The organism is Paenibacillus sp. 22594, from assembly GCF_052044425.1.
In the GTDB taxonomy this organism is placed as follows: Bacteria; Bacillota; Bacilli; order Paenibacillales; family Paenibacillaceae; genus Paenibacillus_AQ.
This window is the reverse complement of sequence record NZ_JBQENA010000003.1, coordinates 685,376-706,349: the sequence shown is the minus strand read 5'-3', so window position 1 is coordinate 706,349 and position 20,974 is coordinate 685,376. Positions and strand designations below refer to the sequence as shown.

Annotated in this window: 20 protein-coding genes and 1 pseudogene; 17 read left to right on the top strand and 4 right to left on the bottom strand. The window is 49.5% G+C overall.

All coding sequences use genetic code 11. The annotated features are described in order from the left end of the window. Positions 1-45 precede the first annotated feature (45 nt). A complete protein-coding gene (gene yycI / locus ACTJKB_RS13865) occupies positions 46-786 on the top strand; it encodes a two-component system regulatory protein YycI (protein ID WP_440834690.1) in 741 nt (246 codons plus the stop codon). 17 nt (positions 787-803) lie between these two features. Next, positions 804-1,610 (top strand): MBL fold metallo-hydrolase, encoded by an 807-nt coding sequence (locus tag ACTJKB_RS13860; RefSeq protein ID WP_440834689.1) that lies wholly within the window; start codon positions 804-806, stop codon positions 1,608-1,610. Here the strand turns inward: ACTJKB_RS13860 and ACTJKB_RS13855 are convergent. Next, complete coding sequence (locus tag ACTJKB_RS13855; protein WP_074086455.1) at positions 1,579-1,785, bottom strand: hypothetical protein; 207 nt, start codon at positions 1,783-1,785, stop codon at positions 1,579-1,581. The two genes, ACTJKB_RS13860 and ACTJKB_RS13855, sit on opposite strands and share 32 nt — an antisense overlap. A 355-nt stretch (positions 1,786-2,140) precedes the next feature. Between ACTJKB_RS13855 and ACTJKB_RS13850 the strand changes: the two genes are divergently transcribed. The 9 genes from ACTJKB_RS13850 to ACTJKB_RS13810 all read left to right on the top strand — a co-directional run bounded on the left by ACTJKB_RS13850 (position 2,141) and on the right by ACTJKB_RS13810 (position 12,847). After that, positions 2,141-3,385, top strand: a complete 1,245-nt coding sequence (locus tag ACTJKB_RS13850; protein ID WP_440834687.1) for a S1C family serine protease — start codon at positions 2,141-2,143, stop codon at positions 3,383-3,385. A gap of 392 nt (positions 3,386-3,777) precedes the next feature. Beyond that, positions 3,778-3,978 (top strand): cold-shock protein, encoded by a 201-nt coding sequence (locus tag ACTJKB_RS13845; protein WP_019914582.1) that lies wholly within the window; start codon positions 3,778-3,780, stop codon positions 3,976-3,978. A 195-nt stretch (positions 3,979-4,173) separates the two neighbouring features. Beyond that, positions 4,174-4,404 carry a cold-shock protein gene (locus ACTJKB_RS13840; protein ID WP_020425962.1) on the top strand — a complete coding sequence of 77 codons (231 nt, stop codon included), beginning with the start codon at positions 4,174-4,176 and terminating at the stop codon, positions 4,402-4,404. Between the two features lie 222 nt (positions 4,405-4,626). Continuing rightward, positions 4,627-6,030, top strand: a complete 1,404-nt coding sequence (locus tag ACTJKB_RS13835) for a cytochrome ubiquinol oxidase subunit I (protein ID WP_440834686.1) — start codon at positions 4,627-4,629, stop codon at positions 6,028-6,030. Continuing rightward, positions 6,017-7,033, top strand: a complete 1,017-nt coding sequence (gene cydB, locus ACTJKB_RS13830; RefSeq protein WP_440834684.1) for a cytochrome d ubiquinol oxidase subunit II — start codon at positions 6,017-6,019, stop codon at positions 7,031-7,033. Before ACTJKB_RS13835 ends, cydB begins: the two co-directional genes overlap by 14 nt. Then, positions 7,033-8,853: a thiol reductant ABC exporter subunit CydD gene (cydD, locus tag ACTJKB_RS13825; RefSeq protein ID WP_440834682.1), complete on the top strand. Its 1,821-nt coding sequence runs from the start codon at positions 7,033-7,035 to the stop codon at positions 8,851-8,853. Before cydB ends, cydD begins: the two co-directional genes overlap by 1 nt. Continuing rightward, positions 8,850-10,646 carry a thiol reductant ABC exporter subunit CydC gene (gene cydC, locus ACTJKB_RS13820; RefSeq protein WP_440834680.1) on the top strand — a complete coding sequence of 599 codons (1,797 nt, stop codon included), beginning with the start codon at positions 8,850-8,852 and terminating at the stop codon, positions 10,644-10,646. Before cydD ends, cydC begins: the two co-directional genes overlap by 4 nt. Positions 10,647-10,801: 155 nt before the next feature. After that, positions 10,802-12,586 (top strand): M3 family oligoendopeptidase, encoded by a 1,785-nt coding sequence (locus ACTJKB_RS13815; RefSeq protein ID WP_440834678.1) that lies wholly within the window; start codon positions 10,802-10,804, stop codon positions 12,584-12,586. Positions 12,587-12,679: 93 nt separating this feature from the next. After that, positions 12,680-12,847, top strand: coding sequence for a CxxH/CxxC protein (locus ACTJKB_RS13810; RefSeq protein WP_074086447.1), 168 nt, complete (start codon positions 12,680-12,682; stop codon positions 12,845-12,847). Between the two features lie 161 nt (positions 12,848-13,008). Here ACTJKB_RS13810 and ACTJKB_RS13805 read toward each other — a convergent pair whose 3' ends face one another. Next, complete coding sequence (locus ACTJKB_RS13805) at positions 13,009-14,409, bottom strand: MFS transporter (protein WP_440834676.1); 1,401 nt, start codon at positions 14,407-14,409, stop codon at positions 13,009-13,011. Positions 14,410-14,546: 137 nt separating this feature from the next. Between ACTJKB_RS13805 and ACTJKB_RS13800 the strand changes: the two genes are divergently transcribed. After that, a complete protein-coding gene (locus ACTJKB_RS13800) occupies positions 14,547-14,897 on the top strand; it encodes an ArsR/SmtB family transcription factor (RefSeq protein ID WP_440834674.1) in 351 nt (116 codons plus the stop codon). Positions 14,898-15,295: 398 nt separating this feature from the next. On the opposite strand, the gene ACTJKB_RS13795 is transcribed toward ACTJKB_RS13800, so the two are convergent. After that, entirely contained in the window at positions 15,296-15,961 is a 666-nt protein-coding gene (locus tag ACTJKB_RS13795) for a phosphatase PAP2 family protein (RefSeq protein WP_440834673.1), read from the bottom strand. 89 nt (positions 15,962-16,050) lie between these two features. Between ACTJKB_RS13795 and ACTJKB_RS13790 the strand changes: the two are divergent. Beyond that, a pseudogene (locus tag ACTJKB_RS13790) lies at positions 16,051-16,359 on the top strand (group II intron maturase-specific domain-containing protein); the annotation flags it as partial. A 102-nt stretch (positions 16,360-16,461) separates the two neighbouring features. Here the strand turns inward: ACTJKB_RS13790 and infC are convergent. Next, entirely contained in the window at positions 16,462-16,980 is a 519-nt protein-coding gene (gene infC / locus ACTJKB_RS13785; protein WP_440834672.1) for a translation initiation factor IF-3, read from the bottom strand. Positions 16,981-17,152: 172 nt separating this feature from the next. Here infC and ACTJKB_RS13780 point away from each other — a divergent pair, with 172 nt between their 5' ends. The 4 genes from ACTJKB_RS13780 (at position 17,153) to ACTJKB_RS13765 (ending at position 20,767) form a co-directional block, all read left to right on the top strand. Next, positions 17,153-18,037, top strand: a complete 885-nt coding sequence (locus ACTJKB_RS13780; RefSeq protein WP_440834671.1) for an ABC transporter ATP-binding protein — start codon at positions 17,153-17,155, stop codon at positions 18,035-18,037. Continuing rightward, positions 18,034-19,632 carry a hypothetical protein gene (locus tag ACTJKB_RS13775; RefSeq protein WP_440834669.1) on the top strand — a complete coding sequence of 533 codons (1,599 nt, stop codon included), beginning with the start codon at positions 18,034-18,036 and terminating at the stop codon, positions 19,630-19,632. Before ACTJKB_RS13780 ends, ACTJKB_RS13775 begins: the two co-directional genes overlap by 4 nt. Before the next feature lie 213 nt (positions 19,633-19,845). Beyond that, a complete protein-coding gene (gene rlmH, locus ACTJKB_RS13770; RefSeq protein ID WP_440834667.1) occupies positions 19,846-20,325 on the top strand; it encodes a 23S rRNA (pseudouridine(1915)-N(3))-methyltransferase RlmH in 480 nt (159 codons plus the stop codon). A 208-nt stretch (positions 20,326-20,533) separates the two neighbouring features. Continuing rightward, positions 20,534-20,767, top strand: coding sequence for a hypothetical protein (locus ACTJKB_RS13765; protein WP_440834666.1), 234 nt, complete (start codon positions 20,534-20,536; stop codon positions 20,765-20,767). Positions 20,768-20,974 lie beyond the last annotated feature (207 nt).

Sequence of the window (20,974 nt, the reverse complement as noted above, 5' to 3'; positions counted from 1 at the left end):
TATAGTTCAACCAATATAGTTATAAAAACATTTAGGAGGAAAGGTATGGACTGGGGAAGAGCAAAAAATGTGCTGATATACGCCTTTCTGGTATTGAATCTGTTGCTGTGCTATCAGCTTTGGATGGATCTGCGTGATCAGGCCAGCGCCAACCTTGATTTCACCTCCTTGTCGAAGGCAACGCAGGCTGTCATGGAAGAGAAGAACATTCGTATTCTATGTCCAATTCCGGCTGCAACCCCCCAGTTGCCGGATCTTACGTATCACTATTCCGGTGAGGAGCAGAACGAACCTCCTGTAGAGCTTAAGGAGCCGATAGACAGCAAGCTGATCTATTCCTCGTTTACTGAGCTTAGTACGGCGCTGGAGGGACAGATCCCGGATATTTCCAATTACCGTTTTGATGCCCAGGAAAGTGAGGTAGGCAAGTTCGTGCTGCACCCGCTGGTAGATAAGAAATGGTCGCTGTTCAGGGTTAGACTGGAGCTGATTAACAGTGATCAGAAAATAGTAGCTTTCCGGTGGCCGAAGATTGAGATGGTAACTACAAGTAGTGATACTGATCAGAAGGTGCTTCCGGCATCGCAAGCCCTCAGCAGCCTGATCGAGAAGTATTTTCCGGCGAATTCGGTGGTTAAAGAGATTGAGCTGGGATATTACGGCGAGCTATTCAACTCCGAAAGCCAGGTGGCTTCGCCAATGTGGCGGTTCATGCTGGAGAATGGCAATGCCTATTATGTAGATGCCATTAGTGCGGACATAATCAGTCCTAAGACAACAGAGTAGAAGGAGCAGGAGAGAGAATGGGAATATCATTTACAGTGCTGTCCAGCGGTTCTACCGGTAATGTGACGGTGGTGCGCAACGGGGAAACGACACTGATGATTGACGCCGGCCTTAGCGCGAAGCGGATTGATGAGCTGCTGGCTATGCGCGAGCTGACTGGACAGGATATCGATGGAATTCTAGTTACGCATGAGCATTCCGATCACATTAAAGGACTCGGGGCGATGGCGCGCAAATATGATCTTCCGATCTATGCCAACATGAGTACCTGGGGAGCGATTGAGAAGGGCATCGGCACGATTACCGAGCAGAACCGGGTCGTTCTGGAGACGGGGCAGCATAGGGATTTCGGCAGTCTGCGGGTGGAGTCATTTGCGATCTCGCATGATGCGGCTGAGCCGGTGGGGTATAACTTTTACGATGGCAAAGAGAAGCTGTGTGTGGCGACAGATCTGGGTTATGTGAGTGATAAAGTGCGCACGGCGATCTCGGATGCCGATGTGCTTGTGCTGGAAGCCAATCATGATATTGAAATGCTGAGAATGGGACGTTACCCCTGGAACACGAAGCGGCGGATACTAGGTGACCTGGGCCATTTATCTAATGAGGCGGCAGGCGCGGCGCTGAGTGAAATTCTTACCGGGCGTACCAAACGCACGTATCTGGCGCATCTGAGCCGGGATCACAATATGATGGACTTGGCTAAAATGTCTGTGCGTGTTGCAATGGAGGACCGGGGCTGTTTTTTCAAGGACAGTGAATTCAGACTCTGTGACACCTACTATGACCGGCCTACGCCATGGGATAAGGTGAGCCAGTCATAAGCTGGTCCATTTCCGTAATCTTGCGCTCCAGCTCTTGGCGTGAGAAGAAGCCCTTATCAATTAGAAGTTCGATCAAGGCGCTCTGAACCAGAACCAAATGATAGTGCTCATCCTTAAGATCACCCAATTTACCGATAAATTGCACGAGATCCATACTGGCCGAAAAAGATTCCAAGATATACCCCTCCTTACATGTAATAATTTTACATGGTTTTTACGGCAGAAAAAACACGGTGTAACATCTGCGTGTGATACAATCAAATAGTAAGAGCAAGACAGACTTCGGCTCTATGGTTTCTATTATTGTAGTCTTTTAAGCTGCAAAATATTCCTGAAAAATGACAGATAACGCTAGCTTTCAAGAATTCTAGACGTCCTATGTGCTTTGCCCCCGTACTTATAGGGTGAAATAATTAAATGAAACCTTTTAGTGCTTCCTGGAGTCTAAGAGAAGATAAGGTAAACTCGGGCGTGGTTGCTTGGCGTTCAGGTATTGAATGCAGTAGCAATAGAGGGGAGAGGATGTAACGGTGGGACTGTTTGACGATGATTTCTATTCAACGAAAGTGTCACGGCGCAGAAGCAGAAAGATTGACGCCTCAAGCGGATCAGGCGGGCACAAATGGCCCCGCAGATCGCGGAGGAACCTGGCTACATGGCAGGTAGCCATGATCTGCTCCGTAGTCAGTGCTGTGACGGCGGTGCTTCTGTTCAGTCTGGTGACCGGACAACTGACCCATGAGAGAGCCGAATCGCCGGCAGCAATTGACAAGGTTGCTGCAAGCAGTCGTGATCCCTATGACCGTATTGTTCAGGCTGCCGCCCTTGTACGCCCGGCAGTAGTGAGCATCATTAATCATAAGGAAGATAACAAGGAGCTTAATATTCTCGACGAGTCGGCACTTGGATCGGGAGTTATTTATAAGAAAGACGACGGCAAGGCATTTATCATTACGAACAATCATGTGATCGAAGGTGCAGGCAAGCTGGAGGTTGTTACGGTTGATGGGGAGACCCGCAAAGCAACACTTGTTGGCGCGGATAAAGTAAGCGATATAGCAGTGCTCTCCATTGATGGGGCGGGGATTAATACGATCGCCCAGATCGGCGATTCCTCCAAGCTCCGGCTGGGAGAAACCGTCATTGCTATCGGCAATCCCCTGGGACTTGGAGATACGCTAACCTCTGGGATTGTCAGCTATACGGAGCGGACCATTCCTGTATCGCTAAATCAGGATGGTGTGTATGACTGGGAGCAGGAAGTCATTCAGACGGACGCTGCTATCAACGAGGGCAACAGCGGTGGGGCCCTGGTGGATTTGGATGGCAAGGTGATCGGCATTAATACGATGAAGATCTCCGACACAGGCGTGGAAGGACTCGGTTTTGCGATTCCGGCCAATCATGTAATGGAAACGGCGGATGAACTGGCAGCCAAGGGTAAAATCGCCCGTGCATACTTAGGTGTATATTCAGTGGATCTTAATAATCCTTATGTGCCACTGGCGGAGGACCAGCGTAAGGAGCTGAACCTGCCTACCAGTGTGAAGGATGGGGTTGTTGTTCTGGATGCAGTTGGACCTGCTAAGGATGCGGGCCTGCAGTTCAATGATGTGATTACGAAGTTCGATGATCAATCCATTACGTCTACACTGGCACTGCGCAAGTATCTGTACGATCATACCAAGATCGGTGATGACCTTAAAATCACCTTTTACCGCAATGGAGCCGTGAAGCAGGTTACAGTAAAACTTCTGGAGAAGCCAGAGGAATAAAAGCCTGTGAGGCAGTATATAATATAGAGGCAGTCACATGAGGGAGCGGTGCCGCCCCATAAATGATGTATAATTTATGGGCGGCAGCCGTTTCTAAGCTGTGAAAATGGGGTAAAAGATAATGTCGGGAGTGATAATTGTACAATTTAGGCCGACTGGCAGCCCTTACATTGGAAAGTTACCCTTAATAGTGAAAAAACGGAGAAATTCGGATGGGACAGCTTGCCTTTGTTATTGAGGTGTGGTAACATGAAATTATTCATACAATTGATACCTAATTCTCGCATTGAAAAGGGCTGTCAAATGGATTACAACCTTTCTCAATGTGTGAATTTTTTCTTTGTTTGAAGATAAAAAGAACATATTAATTTAAATTTGTGGAGGTAACACACATGCAAACAGGTACAGTTAAATGGTTCAACGCAGAAAAAGGATTCGGTTTCATCGAAGTTGAAGGCGGAAGCGACGTATTCGTTCACTTCAGCGCAATTACTGGCGACGGCTTCAAAACTTTGGACGAAGGCCAACGCGTTGAATTCAACGTTGTTCAAGGCAACCGCGGACCACAAGCCGAAAACGTTGTAAAACTGTAATAATAGAAGGTACCGTCCCCGCTTGTGAAAGTTGGGACGGTCTTTTTTTCAAATATAAGGAATTATATGCTTCATGCAATATCGGTCCCTTATATTACTCGTGAAACGGTTGCCGTCCTTAACATCAAGGACGGCAATGTCGTTTCTACTTGTCTGGATTCTCAACTTGTGACATAAAGGAAGGGAGGAACGGCAATGAACTACCGGAAGAAGCCTTTGGAGGAAGTACCGGAAGAAAATACCGCAATTTGGGCCTGTACCAACGATGGATGTAATGGATGGATGAGGGATAATTTCGCATTTGAACATGCGCCTTCGTGCCGTCTCTGTCACTCCCCTATGGAGCGCAGTATGAAGATGCTGCCGCAGCTGCTCAATTCCAATGGCGATTTGAAATCGCTGAAGAAGGGTATTTCCATTACCTAACCAATGCCTTTATGAGTCAAGCTTCTATATAATAATGAACACATTCAAGACGGTGAAACCGTCTTATTTTTTTTGTTTTCAGGACGTAATATTGTGATATTTGTCACAAATTTATTGAATTTTAAGCCTGAATAGGGTGTATAATGTGATAAATATCACACTTAACCCTTTGAATTTTTGACAAAATAGACATATCGAATGGGGAGAAGGAAGGGGAGAAATATGGATACAGTGATGCTGTCGCGATTACAATTTGCGTCGACGACAATTTTTCATTATTTCTTTGTACCGGTATCAATTGGACTCGCGCTCTTGATTGCAATCATGGAGACGATGTATGTCAGAAAAGGCAATGATGAGTACAAAAGAATGGCGCAGTTCTGGGGAAAGCTTTTCCTGATTAACTTCGCTGTGGGCGTAGTAACAGGGATTCTACAGGAATTTCAGTTCGGTATGAACTGGTCTGACTACTCGCGTTTTGTCGGCGATGTATTTGGAGCTCCACTAGCGATTGAAGCGCTGCTTGCTTTCTTTCTGGAATCTACGTTTATTGGAATTTGGATTTTCGGCTGGGATAAGGTATCCAAACGTGTTCACCTGCTCTCGATCTGGCTGGTAGCGCTTGGAACCATGCTGTCGGCTTTCTGGATTCTGCTGGCCAACTCGTTCATGCAGCATCCGGTAGGTTTTGCTATCAATAATGGACGGGCTGAAATGAATGATATATGGGCATTGATTACCAATGGACAATTGCTGGTCGAATTCCCGCATACGGTTCTTGCCGCGTACGCTACAGGCGCCTTCCTGGTCACGGGAATTAGTGCATATAAATTGCTGAAGAAGCAGGATATTTCCTTTTTCCGCAAATCATTTGAGATAGCTGCGATTGTCGGCATTATTTCATCGTTCGGTGTAGCCATTGCGGGTCATGCCCAGGCGCAGTATCTGGTTGGGACTCAACCGATGAAGATGGCCGCTTCCGAAGGACTGTGGGAGGACAGTGAAGACCCTGCTGGGTGGACGGTTTTTGCGACGATTGATCCAGATAATAAAATTAGCACCCATGAAGTGAAAATTCCATATATGCTGAGCTTTCTCTCCTATAGTAAGTTCTCGGGATCTGTCAAAGGGATGAATACGCTGCAGGCTGAATATGAACAGGCTTATGGTCCTGGTGATTATATTCCACCGGTGCGCACGACCTTCTGGAGCTTCCGGATCATGGTTGCTGCAGGCTCGCTTATGATTCTGCTGGGAGTGTACGCCATCTACCTGATGTGGCGTAAGAAAATGGAACGCCCGAACACCTGGTTCATGCGTTTTATGTTCTGGGGACTGTTGCTTCCGCCGATTGCCAATACATCGGGCTGGATTATGACCGAGATGGGGCGTCAGCCATGGACGGTATTCGGGTTAATGACTACAGAGGATAGTGTATCGCCTAATATTACGAGCGGACAGGTGTTGTTCTCGGTCATTTCTTTTACAGCAATCTACGCCATTCTTGGTCTGGTGCTGGTTGGTTTGTTCATCAAGGTTATCAAAAAAGGTCCTTACGCTATGGATAACGATCACGGCGAATCCCATGATCCATATAACAAGGAGGGATCTCATGCTTTCTCTTAATGAATTGTGGTTTGTGCTAATTGCTGTGCTGTTTGTCGGCTTCTTCTTCCTGGAGGGCTTTGACTTCGGCGTAGGGATGGAAACTCAGATTCTGGCAAAGAATGATACGGAGCGCCGGGTGCTGATCAACTCGATCGGGCCATTCTGGGATGCGAATGAAGTATGGCTGATTACAGGCGCAGGTGCAATGTTCGCCGCCTTCCCGCACTGGTATGCAACGCTTTTCAGCGGATTCTACATTCCTTTCGTGTTTGCGCTGCTGGCGCTGATTGCCCGTGGTGTCGCCTTCGAATTCAGAGGCAAACGGGACTCGCTGGCTTGGAAAAGAACCTGGGATGTCTGCATCTTTTTCGGAAGCTTCCTGCCGCCGTTCCTGCTTGCCGTAGTGTTCGCCAGCTTCATCAAGGGGCTGCCGATCGACGGGGATATGCAGATGTATGCCGGATTCTTCGATATTGTAAATGGTTATACTGTAGTGGCTGGAATTACTGTAGTGCTGCTCTGCCTGGTGCACGGATTGATGTTCACTACGCTTCGTACGGTAGGGGATCTGCAGGAACGTGCCCGCAAGATGGCACAGAAGCTGCTGTTCCCGCTAGCCGCGCTGCTGCTCGCTTTTGTGGTAATGACCTATTACATGACAGATGTATTTGAGAAACGCGGAGCACTGCTGCTCGTAATTGTAATCCTGGGTATTGCTGCTTATGTGCTGTCCGGCTATTTCATGAGTAAGAAGAAGGACGGGCTCGCCTTCGGGATGACGGGTGCGGTGATGGCTTTGTCGGTAATCTCTATCTTTGTCGGACTCTTCCCGCGGGTGATGATCAGTTCGCTGGATCAAGCCTTCAATCTGACGATTACGAATGCAGCTTCCGGCCATTATTCCCTGAAGGTCATGACGATTGTGGCGCTGTCGCTGCTGCCGTTCGTGCTGGGCTATCAGATCTGGAGCTACTTCGTCTTCCATAAACGGGTTCACGAGAAGGAGCATCTTGAATACTAATGGATAAAAATTTGCTTGGGTATAAAGGAGTTAGGCCGGTCTTTCTGATCGTGGGCTTCCTTACCCTGGTGCAAAGCCTGTCCATTCTTCTGCTGGCGAAGTCGCTGGCAGAAGTTGTCTCTGCGCTGTTTGCGGGAGAACCGCTGAAGGAACAAGGGGCGAAATCGCTCTTGTTCCTTCTTGCGTTTCTGGTGCGCCATGCCAGTGCCCTGCTGATGAGCCGTGTGTCTTACCGCTTCGCGGAAGCTACCGGGAGCAGCATGCGGAGACAGATGATGGACAAGCTGTTCCAGCTGGGACCAAGGCTGGCAGGCGACCGGGGGACCGGAGATCTGGTTACACTTGTGCTTGAAGGAGTCACGAAGTTCCGGACGTACCTGGAACTTATTATTCCGCGGATGGTGGGGATGGCGGTGACACCGGCCCTGCTGCTGGTGTACGTCTACACTCAGGACACCTCAAGCGGTGTTATTCTTACGTTGACGATGCCGATCATTATTGTCTTTATGATTCTGATCGGGATGACGGCCCGCAAGCAGATGGACCGTCAATTGAAATCGTACCGCACCCTATCCAATCATTTCGTAGATTCGCTGCGTGGACTGGAAACGCTGAAGTTTCTCGGGCGCAGCCGCAGTCATAGCGAGAGTATAACGGCGGTTAGTGACCGCTACCGTTCGGCAACCATGCGTACGCTTCGCGTAGCTTTTCTGTCTTCGTTCGCCATGGACTTCTTCACAATGCTGTCTGTAGCTTCAGTAGCGGTAAGCCTCGGCCTCCGTCTGGTGAATGAACAGATGACGCTGGTCACTGGACTAACCATTCTGATCCTGGCACCGGAATATTTCCTGCCGGTCCGGCTGGTTGGAGCGGACTTCCATGCTACTCTTGACGGTAAGGAAGCGGGAGAAGCGATGAAGAGTATTATAGACCGGGAGGCAGTGAAGGCCAAACTGCTGAATTCGGCTGGTGTCATAGCTAAAGCTGGAACTGGAGACAAAGCAGCAACAGTAACAGGTGGCTTTGCAGGTACTTCGGCTTCCGGAGCTGTACCATTCAGGGATGTATTCGCTTGGCAGAAGGACAGTGTTCTTGCACTACATCAGGTGGGCGTGAAATATGAAGCCGATGGTATTGCTTCGCTCTCCAGTGTGGATCTGGCGTTCAGAGGGAATGCCAAAATCGGCATTATTGGCGAAAGTGGTGCAGGTAAATCCACCCTGGTGGATATCCTGGGTGGCTTCCTGCATCCTACATCCGGCACGATTGAAGTGAATGGTAACCAAGTGAGTGCGTTAACCGATGAGGAATGGCGCAAGCAGACCGCCTACATTCCGCAGCGGCCGTATATTTTCAGCGGAACACTCTCGGATAATGTACGGTTTTATTACCCTGAAGCTACGAATGAAGCGGTGGCCGGAGTAATTGCCGCTGCTGGATTATCGAAGCTGGCTGCGTCACTCCCGAATGGACTGGATGAAATGATTGGCGGCGGAGGGCGTTCACTAAGCGGCGGCCAGGAGCAGCGTGTAGCATTGGCCCGCGCACTGCTAAGCAGCCGGCCGGTCATGCTGCTGGATGAGCCGACCGCTCATTTGGATATTGAGACGGAGTATGAGCTGAAGGAAACGATGCTCCCGCTTTTTGAGGGGAAGCTGGTGTTCCTGGCCACCCACCGGCTGCACTGGATGATTGATATGGATCTCATTGTCGTTATGCAGCAGGGACAAGTGGCCGAGGTTGGCACACACCAAGAGCTTGTAGCCCGCAGGGGTGCCTATTACGAGCTTATTCAAAGTCAATTGGAGGGAATCCATTGAAACGTGAAGGATGGTTTGCTCCCTATTTCAATTCCTATTTCTGGCGGTTTCTGCTGATTATCATCCTGGGTGCGCTGACTATTTTCTCAGCTTCCTCCCTGATGTATACCTCCGGGTTCCTGATCTCCAAGGCATCTATTCCACCGGAAAATATTCTGATGATCTACGTGCCGATTGTCGGCGTGCGTACCTTCGGGACAAGCCGGGCGGTAATTCACTATGTGGAGCGCCTGGTCTCGCATGATACGATATTGCGGATTCTCTCTAAGATGCGTATCCGGCTGTACAACATTCTGGAGCCGCAGGCTCTGTTCCTGTCTTCGCGCTTCCGTACCGGAGATATTCTCGGTATGCTCGCTGATGATATTGAATATTTGCAAAATGTGTACTTGCGTACCGTATTTCCAAGTATTATCGCACTCTTGATCTATGCGGCTGCGATTATCTCGCTGGGTACATTTGATGTAGCCTTTGCACTGCTGATGGGGCTATATATGCTGGTGATTGTCATTGTCCTCCCGCTGATCTCGCTGCTGCTCACGCAGTCGCGGCAACGGATGGTGAAGCAGGAACGCAACCGGCTCTATCAGAAGCTGACCGATGCCGTGCTGGGAATGGGGGATTGGGTGATCAGCGGACGGCAGAGCCAGTTCGTTGCCACTTATGAGGCAGACGAGAAACGGGTTGCCCATACCGACGGAGCACTCCGCAGATGGGCGCGTATCCGGATGTTCCTCGGACAGGCCGTTGTCGGGATCGCCGTCGTATCCGTAATCTACTGGGCTGCCGGAGAGTATCAGAGCGGCGCCATCGCCGGAACACTGATTGCGGCGTTCGTACTGGTAGTGTTCCCGGTGGCTGATGCTTTCCTGCCGGTCTCCGATGCAGTAGAGAAGATTCCGCAGTACCGTAATTCTCTGGAACGTCTGAATCAAGTAGAGTCAGCAGGTGGGAATCCCTCCGTGGCTGATGAAGCAAGCAGCGCGGAGGCAGGAGCACTTGCAGAAGCTGCCACTAAGGCGATCAAGGAAACCCGGCAGGCACATATTCAGTTGAAGAATGCAGGATACCGTTATGCTTCAGGAGACGACTGGTCGATTCAGGATCTGACTCTCGCCATTCCGCAGGGACGCAAGGTTGCTATTATCGGCCGCAGCGGCGCGGGCAAATCCACGCTGCTGAAAGTGATTCAAGGTGTGATCAGACCTTCTATCGGGTCTGCCGTAATCAATGGCATCGATGCTTCCGCCTACGGGGAGAACATCCCGAAGCTGATAGCTGTCCTTAATCAGAGCCCGCATTTGTTCGACACAACGGTGGCGAACAACATCCGGCTGGGCAACCCGGAGGCTTCAGACGCAGAGGTCAAGCGTGCCGGGGAACTGGCCCAACTGGACAACCTGATCTCTTCACTACCAGAGGGTTATGATACTCCGGTGCGGGAAGCCGGCCAGCGTTTCTCCGGCGGGGAACGTCAGCGGATTGCCCTCGCCCGTATTCTGCTGCAGAATACTCCGGTTGTCGTGCTTGATGAGCCGACGGTCGGGCTTGATCCGCGTACGGAGCGTGAACTGCTGGCAACGATGTTTGGTGCGATGGCGGATAAGACGCTGGTCTGGGTAACCCACCATCTGGTGGGTGCAGAGCAGATGGATGAAGTGATTTTCATGGAGAATGGGGTTGTGGAGATACGCGGCACCCATGCAGAGCTGATGGCCCGTGAAGCCCGTTACCGCAGACTGTACGAGCTGGACCGTCCGGCTGAGTTTCTTGCGAAGCTGGCAGGGGATTAAGTCATATAGATCTTACAAGGCTTCTTTCGCCCGGTTTTGGGCGGAGGGAGCTTTTTTTTGAAAATATATGGTAGCATGATACTATTGGATGGATTAACCGAATTATCGATATCAAAATATATTTTCGCGCTTCTCAAATAAGGAGAGATTAAATGATGGATTTATCGTGGGAGCTGGAAAGCCTATACCCTTCTTTTGAGTCGGAGAAGTTCAATCAGGACCGTGAGCTTTTGGCAGAGTCTGCTGAGAGATTGAAGAAATGGTCTGCTGAACATCTGCATAACCGTATACATAACGATAGAGAAACAGCGCAAGCCATCGAGCAATTTCTGAAGGAATATAATGCTTACAAAAGTGTCTACCTCTGTCTATTCAGCTATGCGGAGTTAAGATTCAGCGTAGACAGCAGCAATATGGATGCAGTGAACCGAATGGATGAGCTTGAGGACACGGCACTGGCTGCGGGGGAGATTCATGCAGACTTCAGCAAATGGCTAAGCACAATCACAGATCTGAGTTCCATCATAGCATCGTCCGCTTTTCTTGCCGAGCATGAGTTCTATCTGTACGGGCTGCAGCAGCAATCTGCTCATTTGCTCGGTGAAGAGGCGGAAGCGGTCATTGCGAGGATGCAGCGTACCGGTTCCAAAGCCTGGGAGCGGCTGTATATGCAGACCTTATCCACGCTGCGTACGGACATCAGGATTGGTGGAGAAGCTCAGAGCTTGTCCCTTGCGGAATTGCGGAATCTGGTCTATGACAGAGACGCATGGGTGAGAAAAGCAGCTTATGAAGCTGAGCACAAAGCGTGCCGGAGTGTGGCGGAACAGAGTGCGGCTTGTCTGAATTCGGTTAGCGGAGAAGCGGCTGCAGTCTATAAGCTGAGAGGGTATGACTCACCGCTGCATAAAGTACTGACCGCATCGAGAATGGACCAGAAGACACTAACCGTGATGCTGAATGCCATTAAGGAGAGTCTTCCAGTCTTCCATCAGTACTATTTGAAAAAAGCAGAGATGCTCGGCCATTCTGGTCAGCTGCCGTTTTATGACGTTTTTGCTCCGGTAGCCGGGGAGAGTTCAGCCAAAGTAACCTACCGGGAAGCGAGAGATGTGATCGTCTCCGGCTTCAGTGCATTCAGCGCAGAACTGGGCGAATTCGCCGGCAAGGTGTTTCGGCAGCGCTGGATTGATGCTGAGCCGAGAACGGGCAAGGGCAATTTTGGCTTGTGCGTCGATATTTTTCCGATCGGAGAGAGCCGGATCATTACCAGCTTTACGGGGAATTATATCGATATCAGTATACTGGCGCACGAAATCGGGCATGCCTACCATAGCAGCTGTCTTACCGGTGAAACTATGGTGAATACAGACTATCCGGTGCCGATTGCCGAGACAGCGTCGATTTTTTGCGAAAGTCTCATTCACCAGGAGCTCCGGAAGGTGGCACCTGAAAGCGAGACCCTCTCCATTCTGGAACGGAGCTTGTCCGATGCCGGATATTACATTGTGGATTTCTATGCCCGCTACTTATTCGAGAGCCGGCTGTATGAACGAAGACGGTCCGGTGTTCTGTCCGTCCAAGAACTGAATGACCTGATGCATGAATCGATGGTAGCTGCATATGGGGATAGTGTGGATCCTGACACGATTCATCCTTACCAATGGATCAGCAAAGCCGGATATTATATGGCAGGCAACGAATTTTTGAATTTCCCTTATTCCTTCGGACTGCTGTTCTCCAAGGGACTGTACGCGCAGTATAAGAAGCAGGGCGAAGCATTCGTAGAGCGGTACCGCTCTTTCCTGGCAGCAACGGGTAAAAATACCATCACAGATGCCGCGAGACTGATGGATATTGATGTGAATTCACCAGAGTTCTGGCGGGATGCATTGACACTGATCGCGGATGATATTCAGAAGTTTGTGGAGAGTGTGTAAACTCTGCGGAGGGAGTTCCTTTTTGCGGAGAAGTGTGGTAGAACAGTAGAAGGAGTATATGCCGCAGCGGCACAGAAAGGGATGCTTGATCGAATGTATGTAGTGTGTAAGGAACATGTAGAGCTGGCCATCGACAAATTTGTGGACGAGTTCGAGGATGCACCGGATATTGTGGATCTGAAGGAAACCGAGTTCTCTGACTGGGATCCCCCGGCGAAATGTGCGGAGTGCGATAAGAATGCAGAGGTTCTGGTAGTTTAGAGCTGGAGTGCTTCAGGACAATTCAATCAACTATTCAAAAGAGGGCCATGAGCCGGATGTTCACTCATCCGGGGTATCCGGTCACTCTTAATCAGGCTTGCCCTGCAGCTGTGAATGTGAGCTGCAGGGTATTTTTGCATATATATTGTATGATGATCCGCTTACGCCTCCATCATTCCCTCCATCCCGTTACCGCTGTTCCGGCGGTACGCAAAGGCAGAGGCAATGGCGATAAGTGCGGCAATGGATAGTCCCCAGTAAATATTGGAGTAAGCCGTAGACAGGGAGAGTCCACGCTGCCATTCCAGCGCACTGGCGGCCATCGCTACACCGAAGGCGCCACTGAAGAACTGCAGTAGCTGGAACAATCCCATCCCGGAGCCAATCTGGGAGGAAGGCAAAATACGGGAGATTTCATTGGACACACTGCTGGATAGCGTTGTGAAGGCCAGACTCATAATCATATATACGAGCATCACCGCCACCCATGATTGTCCGGCGAACAGGGCAAATAGAATGGTTGCCGTCAGTACAAGCAGCGGCACAAAGCGCAGAATACCCCCGTTGCCGAAACGGTCAATGATCCGGCCTACCGCTCGGGATACAACAATGGCCAGCAGGGAGCCGGGGAAAATCACAAATCCGGCATGGCTTGCGCTGAAGCCAAATCGGTGAACCAGAATCTGTGGCAGCAGGAATAGTGTTGCAAAGCTGCACAGGTATGAGGCAATCCCGACCAGAGAGAGCACCAGGTAGGAACGGTTCTTGAAAAGAGCTGGCATGACAAACGGATCAGGAGTGGTGCGGATCCGGCTGACGAATAAGAAAATGGCGGCAATGCCGGCAACCAGAGCCATCCACAGCCCACTGGTCAGGAACAGCAGAAGCCCGGTGGTGCCGATTCCGAGGAAGATCCCTCCGACGGCGTCAAAAGAGCCGCGGCTCGGCAGTTCCTTCGGCAGCAGTACCAGAAACAGCGGTACAAGCAGCAGAATAAATGCGGTAACGGTAAACAGCCAGTTCCAGCCGAAGTACTGGGTAATGGCTCCGCCCGCAACGGGACCGAGTCCCAGACCAAGCGAAACTGCAGACATTATGGTAGCCATCGCCTTACCGCGGCGGTCCAGCGGAACATACCGGGTGAACAGCACCAGAGACAACGACATGACGGCCCCGGCCCCGGAAGCCTGCACGATCCGGACAATCAAGAGGAAGATGAAGTTCGTGCTGAGGAATCCGGCAACCGCCGCGAAACCTAGTGTCAGCAGGCCAATCGTCAGCAGCCTGCGGATCGGCAGGAAGTCGGAGAGTCTGCTGTAGGTAATTGAAGCAATGGAGAACATAATGGAATATCCGGTCACGATCCAGGAGGCGGCGGAGGCTGAGATGCCAAATGACTCCGTCACATCAGGCAGTGCCAGATTGAACATCGCCGTATTCATAATGACGAGAACAACCGCAACACTGAACAGAAGCGTCAACAGCCCTTCTCTGGGAAGAGTGGCTTCCACTGATGAATCCTTCTCTTCCGCTGTAGCGGAGGTATTAGTTAATGAGTCCATGTGATGGCCACTCCTTTTTGTGTTTTGTATTTCGATTATCATCGAACATTTGAAATATAGCATGGGTTGATATAAAATGCAATTAGGAGCACAATTATTTGTGGCATCTATCTGTACTCTAAAGGGGATATTGATCCATGAAGATACTTTTTCATCCGGACCGCAAAGACATTCAGCTTGCCTCCGTACTGTATGCGCTCAGTGACCCCATTCGCTTATCCATCATTTCAGATATCCATCACCATGGCGAACAGGCCTGCAACTGCTTCAACGTGCCTGTCGCCAAATCGACGCTGTCCCACCATGCCCGGACGCTGCGCGAGGCAGGGGTTGTCCATACCCGTGTTCAAGGTACTCAGCGCATGTTGTCTTTGCGCACCGAGGACTTGAATGCACGTTTTCCGGGACTATTGGATTCTGTGCTCAGTGCCTACGAGGCTGCAGAACAACCTGTGCCGGTCATGAAGGCAGAGGAGAGTAGTAACTGAGGTGTCTGTTGAGTAACTGAGCTCGAAAGTGGCAAAAACCAGAAGGCTAATGGGTCAGCGGCGCATATATATTTTTATCAAAAAAGACAAAGCCACTGTCGGCTTTGTCTTTAGCTGTTTCTATGACTATCTGTGTTGCCTCAGCGCGGATTCACCTTCACCTGAGAGCCTTTGCCGCCATACTGGATGCCGGTGTCTTTCATAAAGCTGATGAGAAAAGCTTATGTCATGAGCAGGGGTGGTGTAATGTATATGGCACAAAAGTTGAAAAAGAAAAGCGCACCTGGTGAATAATTCATTTGTAAAGCAGAAAGACCACCCGTTTTATACGCATGGATGTAGCCTTTCACGGTTTTGACACTTCGGTTAGCCCCCTTCGCTTATCTGCGGAAGGAGCTTCAGGTGCTTCGAGGACTATCTTCGAAAGAACGCTCTTGGGGAGTGCTGCTGCTGCGGGTGAAGAAGTGCTCCACCAGCAGAACGGCGGCCAATACAATTTCAACTAGCATAATGCCGGCAAGGCCGTCGAGAATCGCATGCTGCTTGATGAACAGCGTGGATAATATAATCATCCCGGACATCCCCCCGATCAGGAGCATGTTCCATTTGTTCCGGAAGCCGCTGCTGGCGGTTAGGCGAAACACCATGTAGCTGGAGAACACATGGATACTGGGGAAACAATTGAACGGCTGGTCCCGGTGGTACACAAAACGCACGATCAAGGTAAAGACGTCATGGCCCACCAACTCGGGGCGTGGCACCGTTGTTTGAACTATAGAGTAAATCCCGTAACAAATGCATGCGCATACGGTATAAATCAACAAAGCACGGTAATACACACGCAAATCGTTCTTGAAGAAATAGTAAAGACATAGATAAATATAAAAGATCCAAACGGAATAAGGCAGTGCAAAATATTTGACGAAAGGGATGGCGTTATCCCATGAGGTCATCAAATGATAGACTTTGCCTCTCGGCTTGTTGACCCATGCATACATCTTGCCGAGCACCGGGAAAATCAGCATCAACAGCAGCGGTGTATATTTCCAATTGCGTAGCGACACTTCTCAACCTTCTCCCAACGAATGATAAAGCTATCCCCCATTATAGTTGATTTAAGCAGGAATAAAAATAACAATCTCGTCTCCGCACTCTCGCCTTCTATCTAATGGGTTGGATCGGCTATTTCCGTCTAGCTTCGGCAAAGTCCCACTTCCAAACGTTAGACCAATGGATTCGGAGGCGACTCCGAATGTGCCTGTGGAAGCAAAGGAAACGAGTGCGCACACGAATACGCGAACTTAGAGCGCTAGGTGTTCCAGAATGGGCTTGTTTTACAATGGCCAATTCAAGGCGAGGCGCATGGGAAATGTCCCGGAACACAAATAACGCCCTCCCGACTTCCTATTGGGAAGCGAGAGGGCTGAAAAGTTTGCTTTCACGTTATCTGGAACTTGGTTAACCTTTTGGAACCCCCGTATGCGGACCCGCATGTACGGTGGTGTGAGAGGACGGAGGCTTGCCGCCTCCTCCTACTCGATTTTCTATGACCACCTCCGTTGCCTCAGCGCGGATTCACCTTCACCTGCGAGCCTTTGCCGCCATACTGGATGCCGGTATCTTTCATCCCAACCTCTTTAAGATCAGCGAGCAGCCGTTCAATGACGGCCTTGGATGCAGCGGCCTCCTTCGCGCCTGAGGCCTTGACTACCAGCTGCACCGGCTTCCCGGAGCGCAGATGCTTGTCCGCCTGACGCAGCTTCGTGTCGTAGTCATGCTCCTCAATATGTGCGGTGAAGCGCAATTCTTTCACCTTCTCCTTGCTGTCCGCGCCCGCTGGTGTGCGGCCTGAAGCTGCCTTGCGAGCGGTGTTATCTTTTTGTGCTGCCGCTTTGGCTTTACCCTTGGCCATGAGGCTGCAGGGCGGCGGGCTGCTCATCAGCGAGGTACAGACCAGGTCTGCTCCTGCGGACCGGGCCATAGCCAGCGCTTCTTCTCTGGAAACCACGCCCAGCTTCTCACCCTTCAGTCCGGTAAGGACAACCTCGGACGCTCTAATTTGTTCATTGATTAAGACTTCCATTGTAAGTAAACCTCCCGGGTAAAATAATCTATAGCTATCATATACGGAACTTGCCGGAGGTTCAATTTTGATGGTTAAATTTTGAAATATTTTCATGAATACCTGAGGGTAAAGCATCTTTGGTATCGTCAAACCAATAGACGCAGGTTATCAGATAAATCGGGAGGGTATTATGAAATTAACAATTGACAACGTAAGCAAGAAATACAAGGGCGATTCTTACGGGCTCCGTGACTTATCTCTGCAGATCAATACAGGTGTTTTGGGATTATTAGGTCCGAATGGTGCTGGGAAATCAACCTTGATGCGAATTCTATCAACCATTACTCAACCCACAGCGGGTAAGGTGAGCTGGAATGGCATCGATATCACTAAGGATCCTAATGCGGTTCGGGGCATACTCGGTTATTTACCACAGGATTTTGGCGTATATCCTCATTTAAATGCGGTTGAGTTTCTAGAATATTTAGCAGCAATTCGAGGATTGGATCATACAATCGCTAAAAAAAGAATTGATGAATTGCTTTTTTTGCTCAATCTTCATGAGGTCCGCAAAAAGCCGTTGAACAGCTTTTCAGGCGGGATGAAACAACGTGTAGGCATAGCACAAGCTTTATTGAACGACCCTAAGCTATTAATCGTTGACGAGCCAACGGTTGGACTGGATCCTGAAGAACGTATTCGTTTTCGTAATCTTTTAGCGGAATTGTCAGGGGAGCGGATTGTAATATTATCAACGCATATTGTATCGGACGTCGAAGCGACTGCAACAGATATCGCTATTGTCCATCAAGGACGGCTCGTGATACAGGCAGCTCCTAGCAAGTTGTTGGAAGCGGTGGTGGGGAAAGTGTGGGAGTGGCTGATACCGAATGATACATGGATGGAAGCGCGTAAGCAATTGTTAATCAGCAGCACCATTCAGAGCAGCGAAGGGGTACGTATGAAAGTTATTGCCGATAATCCGCCTTCAGCCGACAGCCGCTTAGTAACACCCACTTTGGAAGACGCCTATTTATATTGCATTTCGGCCAATAAGCAGAAGGTAACCGTATGACGCCGCTTCGAATTCAATTTCAGATGATAAAAGCTGATTATTTAGAAAGGGTCCGGAGGTACAGCTTTTTGATTACAGTACTTGTATCCATTTTTATCGTATATAAATATATTCCCTCCAGTCATGAGAGCTATATAACCTTATCGTTCCACAATATACGCGGCATATATAACTCCGATTGGGTCGGCAGTGCAACAGCTATATTAGCCTCCATGATATTAAGTCTTCCAGCGTTCTTTCTGGTGAAAAATGCGATTGAACGGGATGTGCAGACGGGAGTAGGGCAAATTATAGCAACGACTCCGATTACAAAGTGGATGTACACCATGGGTAAAATGTGGAGTAACTTCGTTTTCTTGATGTCTATTGTGGCTGTTTTAATGGTAACCGCCCTTGCCATGCAACTGATTAGAGGGGAAAGTTATACGGTTGAACTGCTGAAACTTTTGCTTCCATTTTTGTATTCCACTTTGCCAACTATAGCTTTGGTTGCATCCATAGCCATCTTCTTTGAATCGGTACCTTTGTTTCGTAAGGGATTGGGCAATTTAATATACTTTGTGTTATGGATTCTGTCGCTTAGATTGTCTACTACAGCCACTCATTCCAGCCAGGATATACTTGGGATTTCTCCGATCCTTACCAGACTATCAAGTGGGGTTAATGCGAGGCTTCCTCATAGCAATGGGGGGCATATCTCTGGGATGAGTCCGTTGCGGGGGGACTTAGTAACCTACGACTGGACAGGTGTACCTTGGACGATGCAGATGTTTTTGGAACGTTATATTTGGTTAGCTGTGGCAGTAGGGATTGCAGTAGTGGCTTCCATCTTCTTTCATCGCTTTGATCTTACACGATCATCCAACATTAGTACAAATGGTAAACCTCGCGAATTTAGAAATGTAGAGCCGCAAATAAAGCCTGTGCCTATAAATGACAGTGGAATAAAGTTAACTCCCTACACTAATGTAGTACAGGGGCAATCCCGCTACATCAGGATATTAGGTATGGAGCTGCGGCTTATGCTCAAAGGGTTGCGTATTTGGTGGTACTTGATCGCACTGGTCATGATTGTCCTAGGGTTGTTGTTGCCTATGGAGTCTGTATTAAGTTTTGTTGCACCCTTTACCTGGGTATGGCCTATCCTGATCTGGTCAGCAATGGGCACGAATGAAGCGTATCACCGGACTCATCAAATCATGTTTACGGCCATGCATCCGGTTCGGAATCAATTTATTGTACTGTGGCTAGCCGGAATCATCGTTGCGTATTTGACAGGCAGTGGGGCTATGATTCATTGTCTGCTCGCAGGGGAATGGGGCAGTCTGATGGCGCTGGCTGTAGGCGGATTATTTGTTCCCACGCTGGCACTAGCTTTAGGTGTATGGTCGAGAAATGGCAAGCTTTTTCAGGTAATATTTATGTTGATGTGGTATTTGGGTCCTCTAAATAAATTAGCAGTTATGGATTTTATGGGAGCCTCACGGCAATCTCTTGATCAAGGGATATATCTGTATTACCTGCTGGCTACGGCTGTTTTGCTAATGCTGGCTGTTGTGGGGAGATTGCGGCAAGTGAGAATCACAACCTACTAATTCGACCTGTTCGCGCATTATGTTACACTAAAGATAACCCTCAGAATAGGGGATGTTAATTAACTACAAATAAGGATTGTCCACTATAACAGCTATGGAGTATAGATAGGATGAGAACGCTATATCCGAAGCGGAGATTTCAGGTGTGATTAGCGCAGACCGAGGATAAACGGAGTGAATTGTAGCTACAGAAGTTATCAGATGGAGGCATATATGTTGATTCAAATTATTGGCGTAGGCAAATTGAAGGAAAAGTATTTGACCCTCGGCATCGCGGAGTATGCCAAGCGGCTGACGCCATACCTCAAGTTCCAGATCATTGAGGTGGCGGATGAGAAGGCACCTGACAACCTCAGCAGCGCTGAGGTTGTTCAGGTGAAGGAACGCGAGGGCGAGCGTATCCTCGCGCACATCAAGAGCGAGGCGCATGTCATTGCGCTCGCGATCGACGGCAAGCTCTGGAGCTCGGAAGAGCTTGCCGCCGAAATCGACCGGCTCGGCACCTACGGGACGAGCCATGTCGTCTTCGTCATCGGAGGGAGCCACGGGCTCTCCGATGACGTCATGCGCCGCGCCCAGCAGCGTATGAGCTTCGGCCGCATGACGCTGCCCCACCAGCTCATGCGGCTGGTGTTGGTGGAGCAGGTGTACCGGGCGGTGAAGATTAATCGGGGGGAGCCGTACCATAAGTAGGGGCAAGTTTTTGAGGAAAAACTCGCAGCAGGTAGGGTAAGGTGCTTTGCCGGGCATGGGTTCAGGATGGGCTACGCTCTAGAGAAAAGTCGGCGGAAACAGGCTTCTGAGAAGTTTTTGGGGTTGCATAACGATGCGGTATCTGGAGGGGGGACTTATACTTGCGGAAAGCAAAAGCCCCCTCCGCCGTCTACTCTTTAAAGAGCCTATGAAACTGCTAGAGCGCATATCTGACCTGCTGGAGCGGGACGGGGACAGACATGTTGTCCGTCAGTTTCTGCTCGGCCTCGGCCTTGCGCCCTTCTCAAGCTGGTCGCACTTGGCTTTAGAATTCAGCTATCCATCTGTCGCCCAGATTCATAAACAAATGGCCAAGTCTTATGAGCATGATGCTATATGGGAAGATGAAAGAGCAGGGGTCAGTAGACGTTTGCTTGAATGAGATGTAGGAACATGTATCGAATCAACAATCAGGCTGCCCGTGAAGAGGAAGAAGGCAATCCTCAATCAAGTAACATTGATTGAAAAATAGGTCCGACTACTAGGAATAAAGGAACTATTCATAGTGACATTTGGGAAACTACCGCGTCTGAATTAGCAACTAGAATTGATTCGAATTCATCCGATAAGAGGATGGTGGTCAAATCGA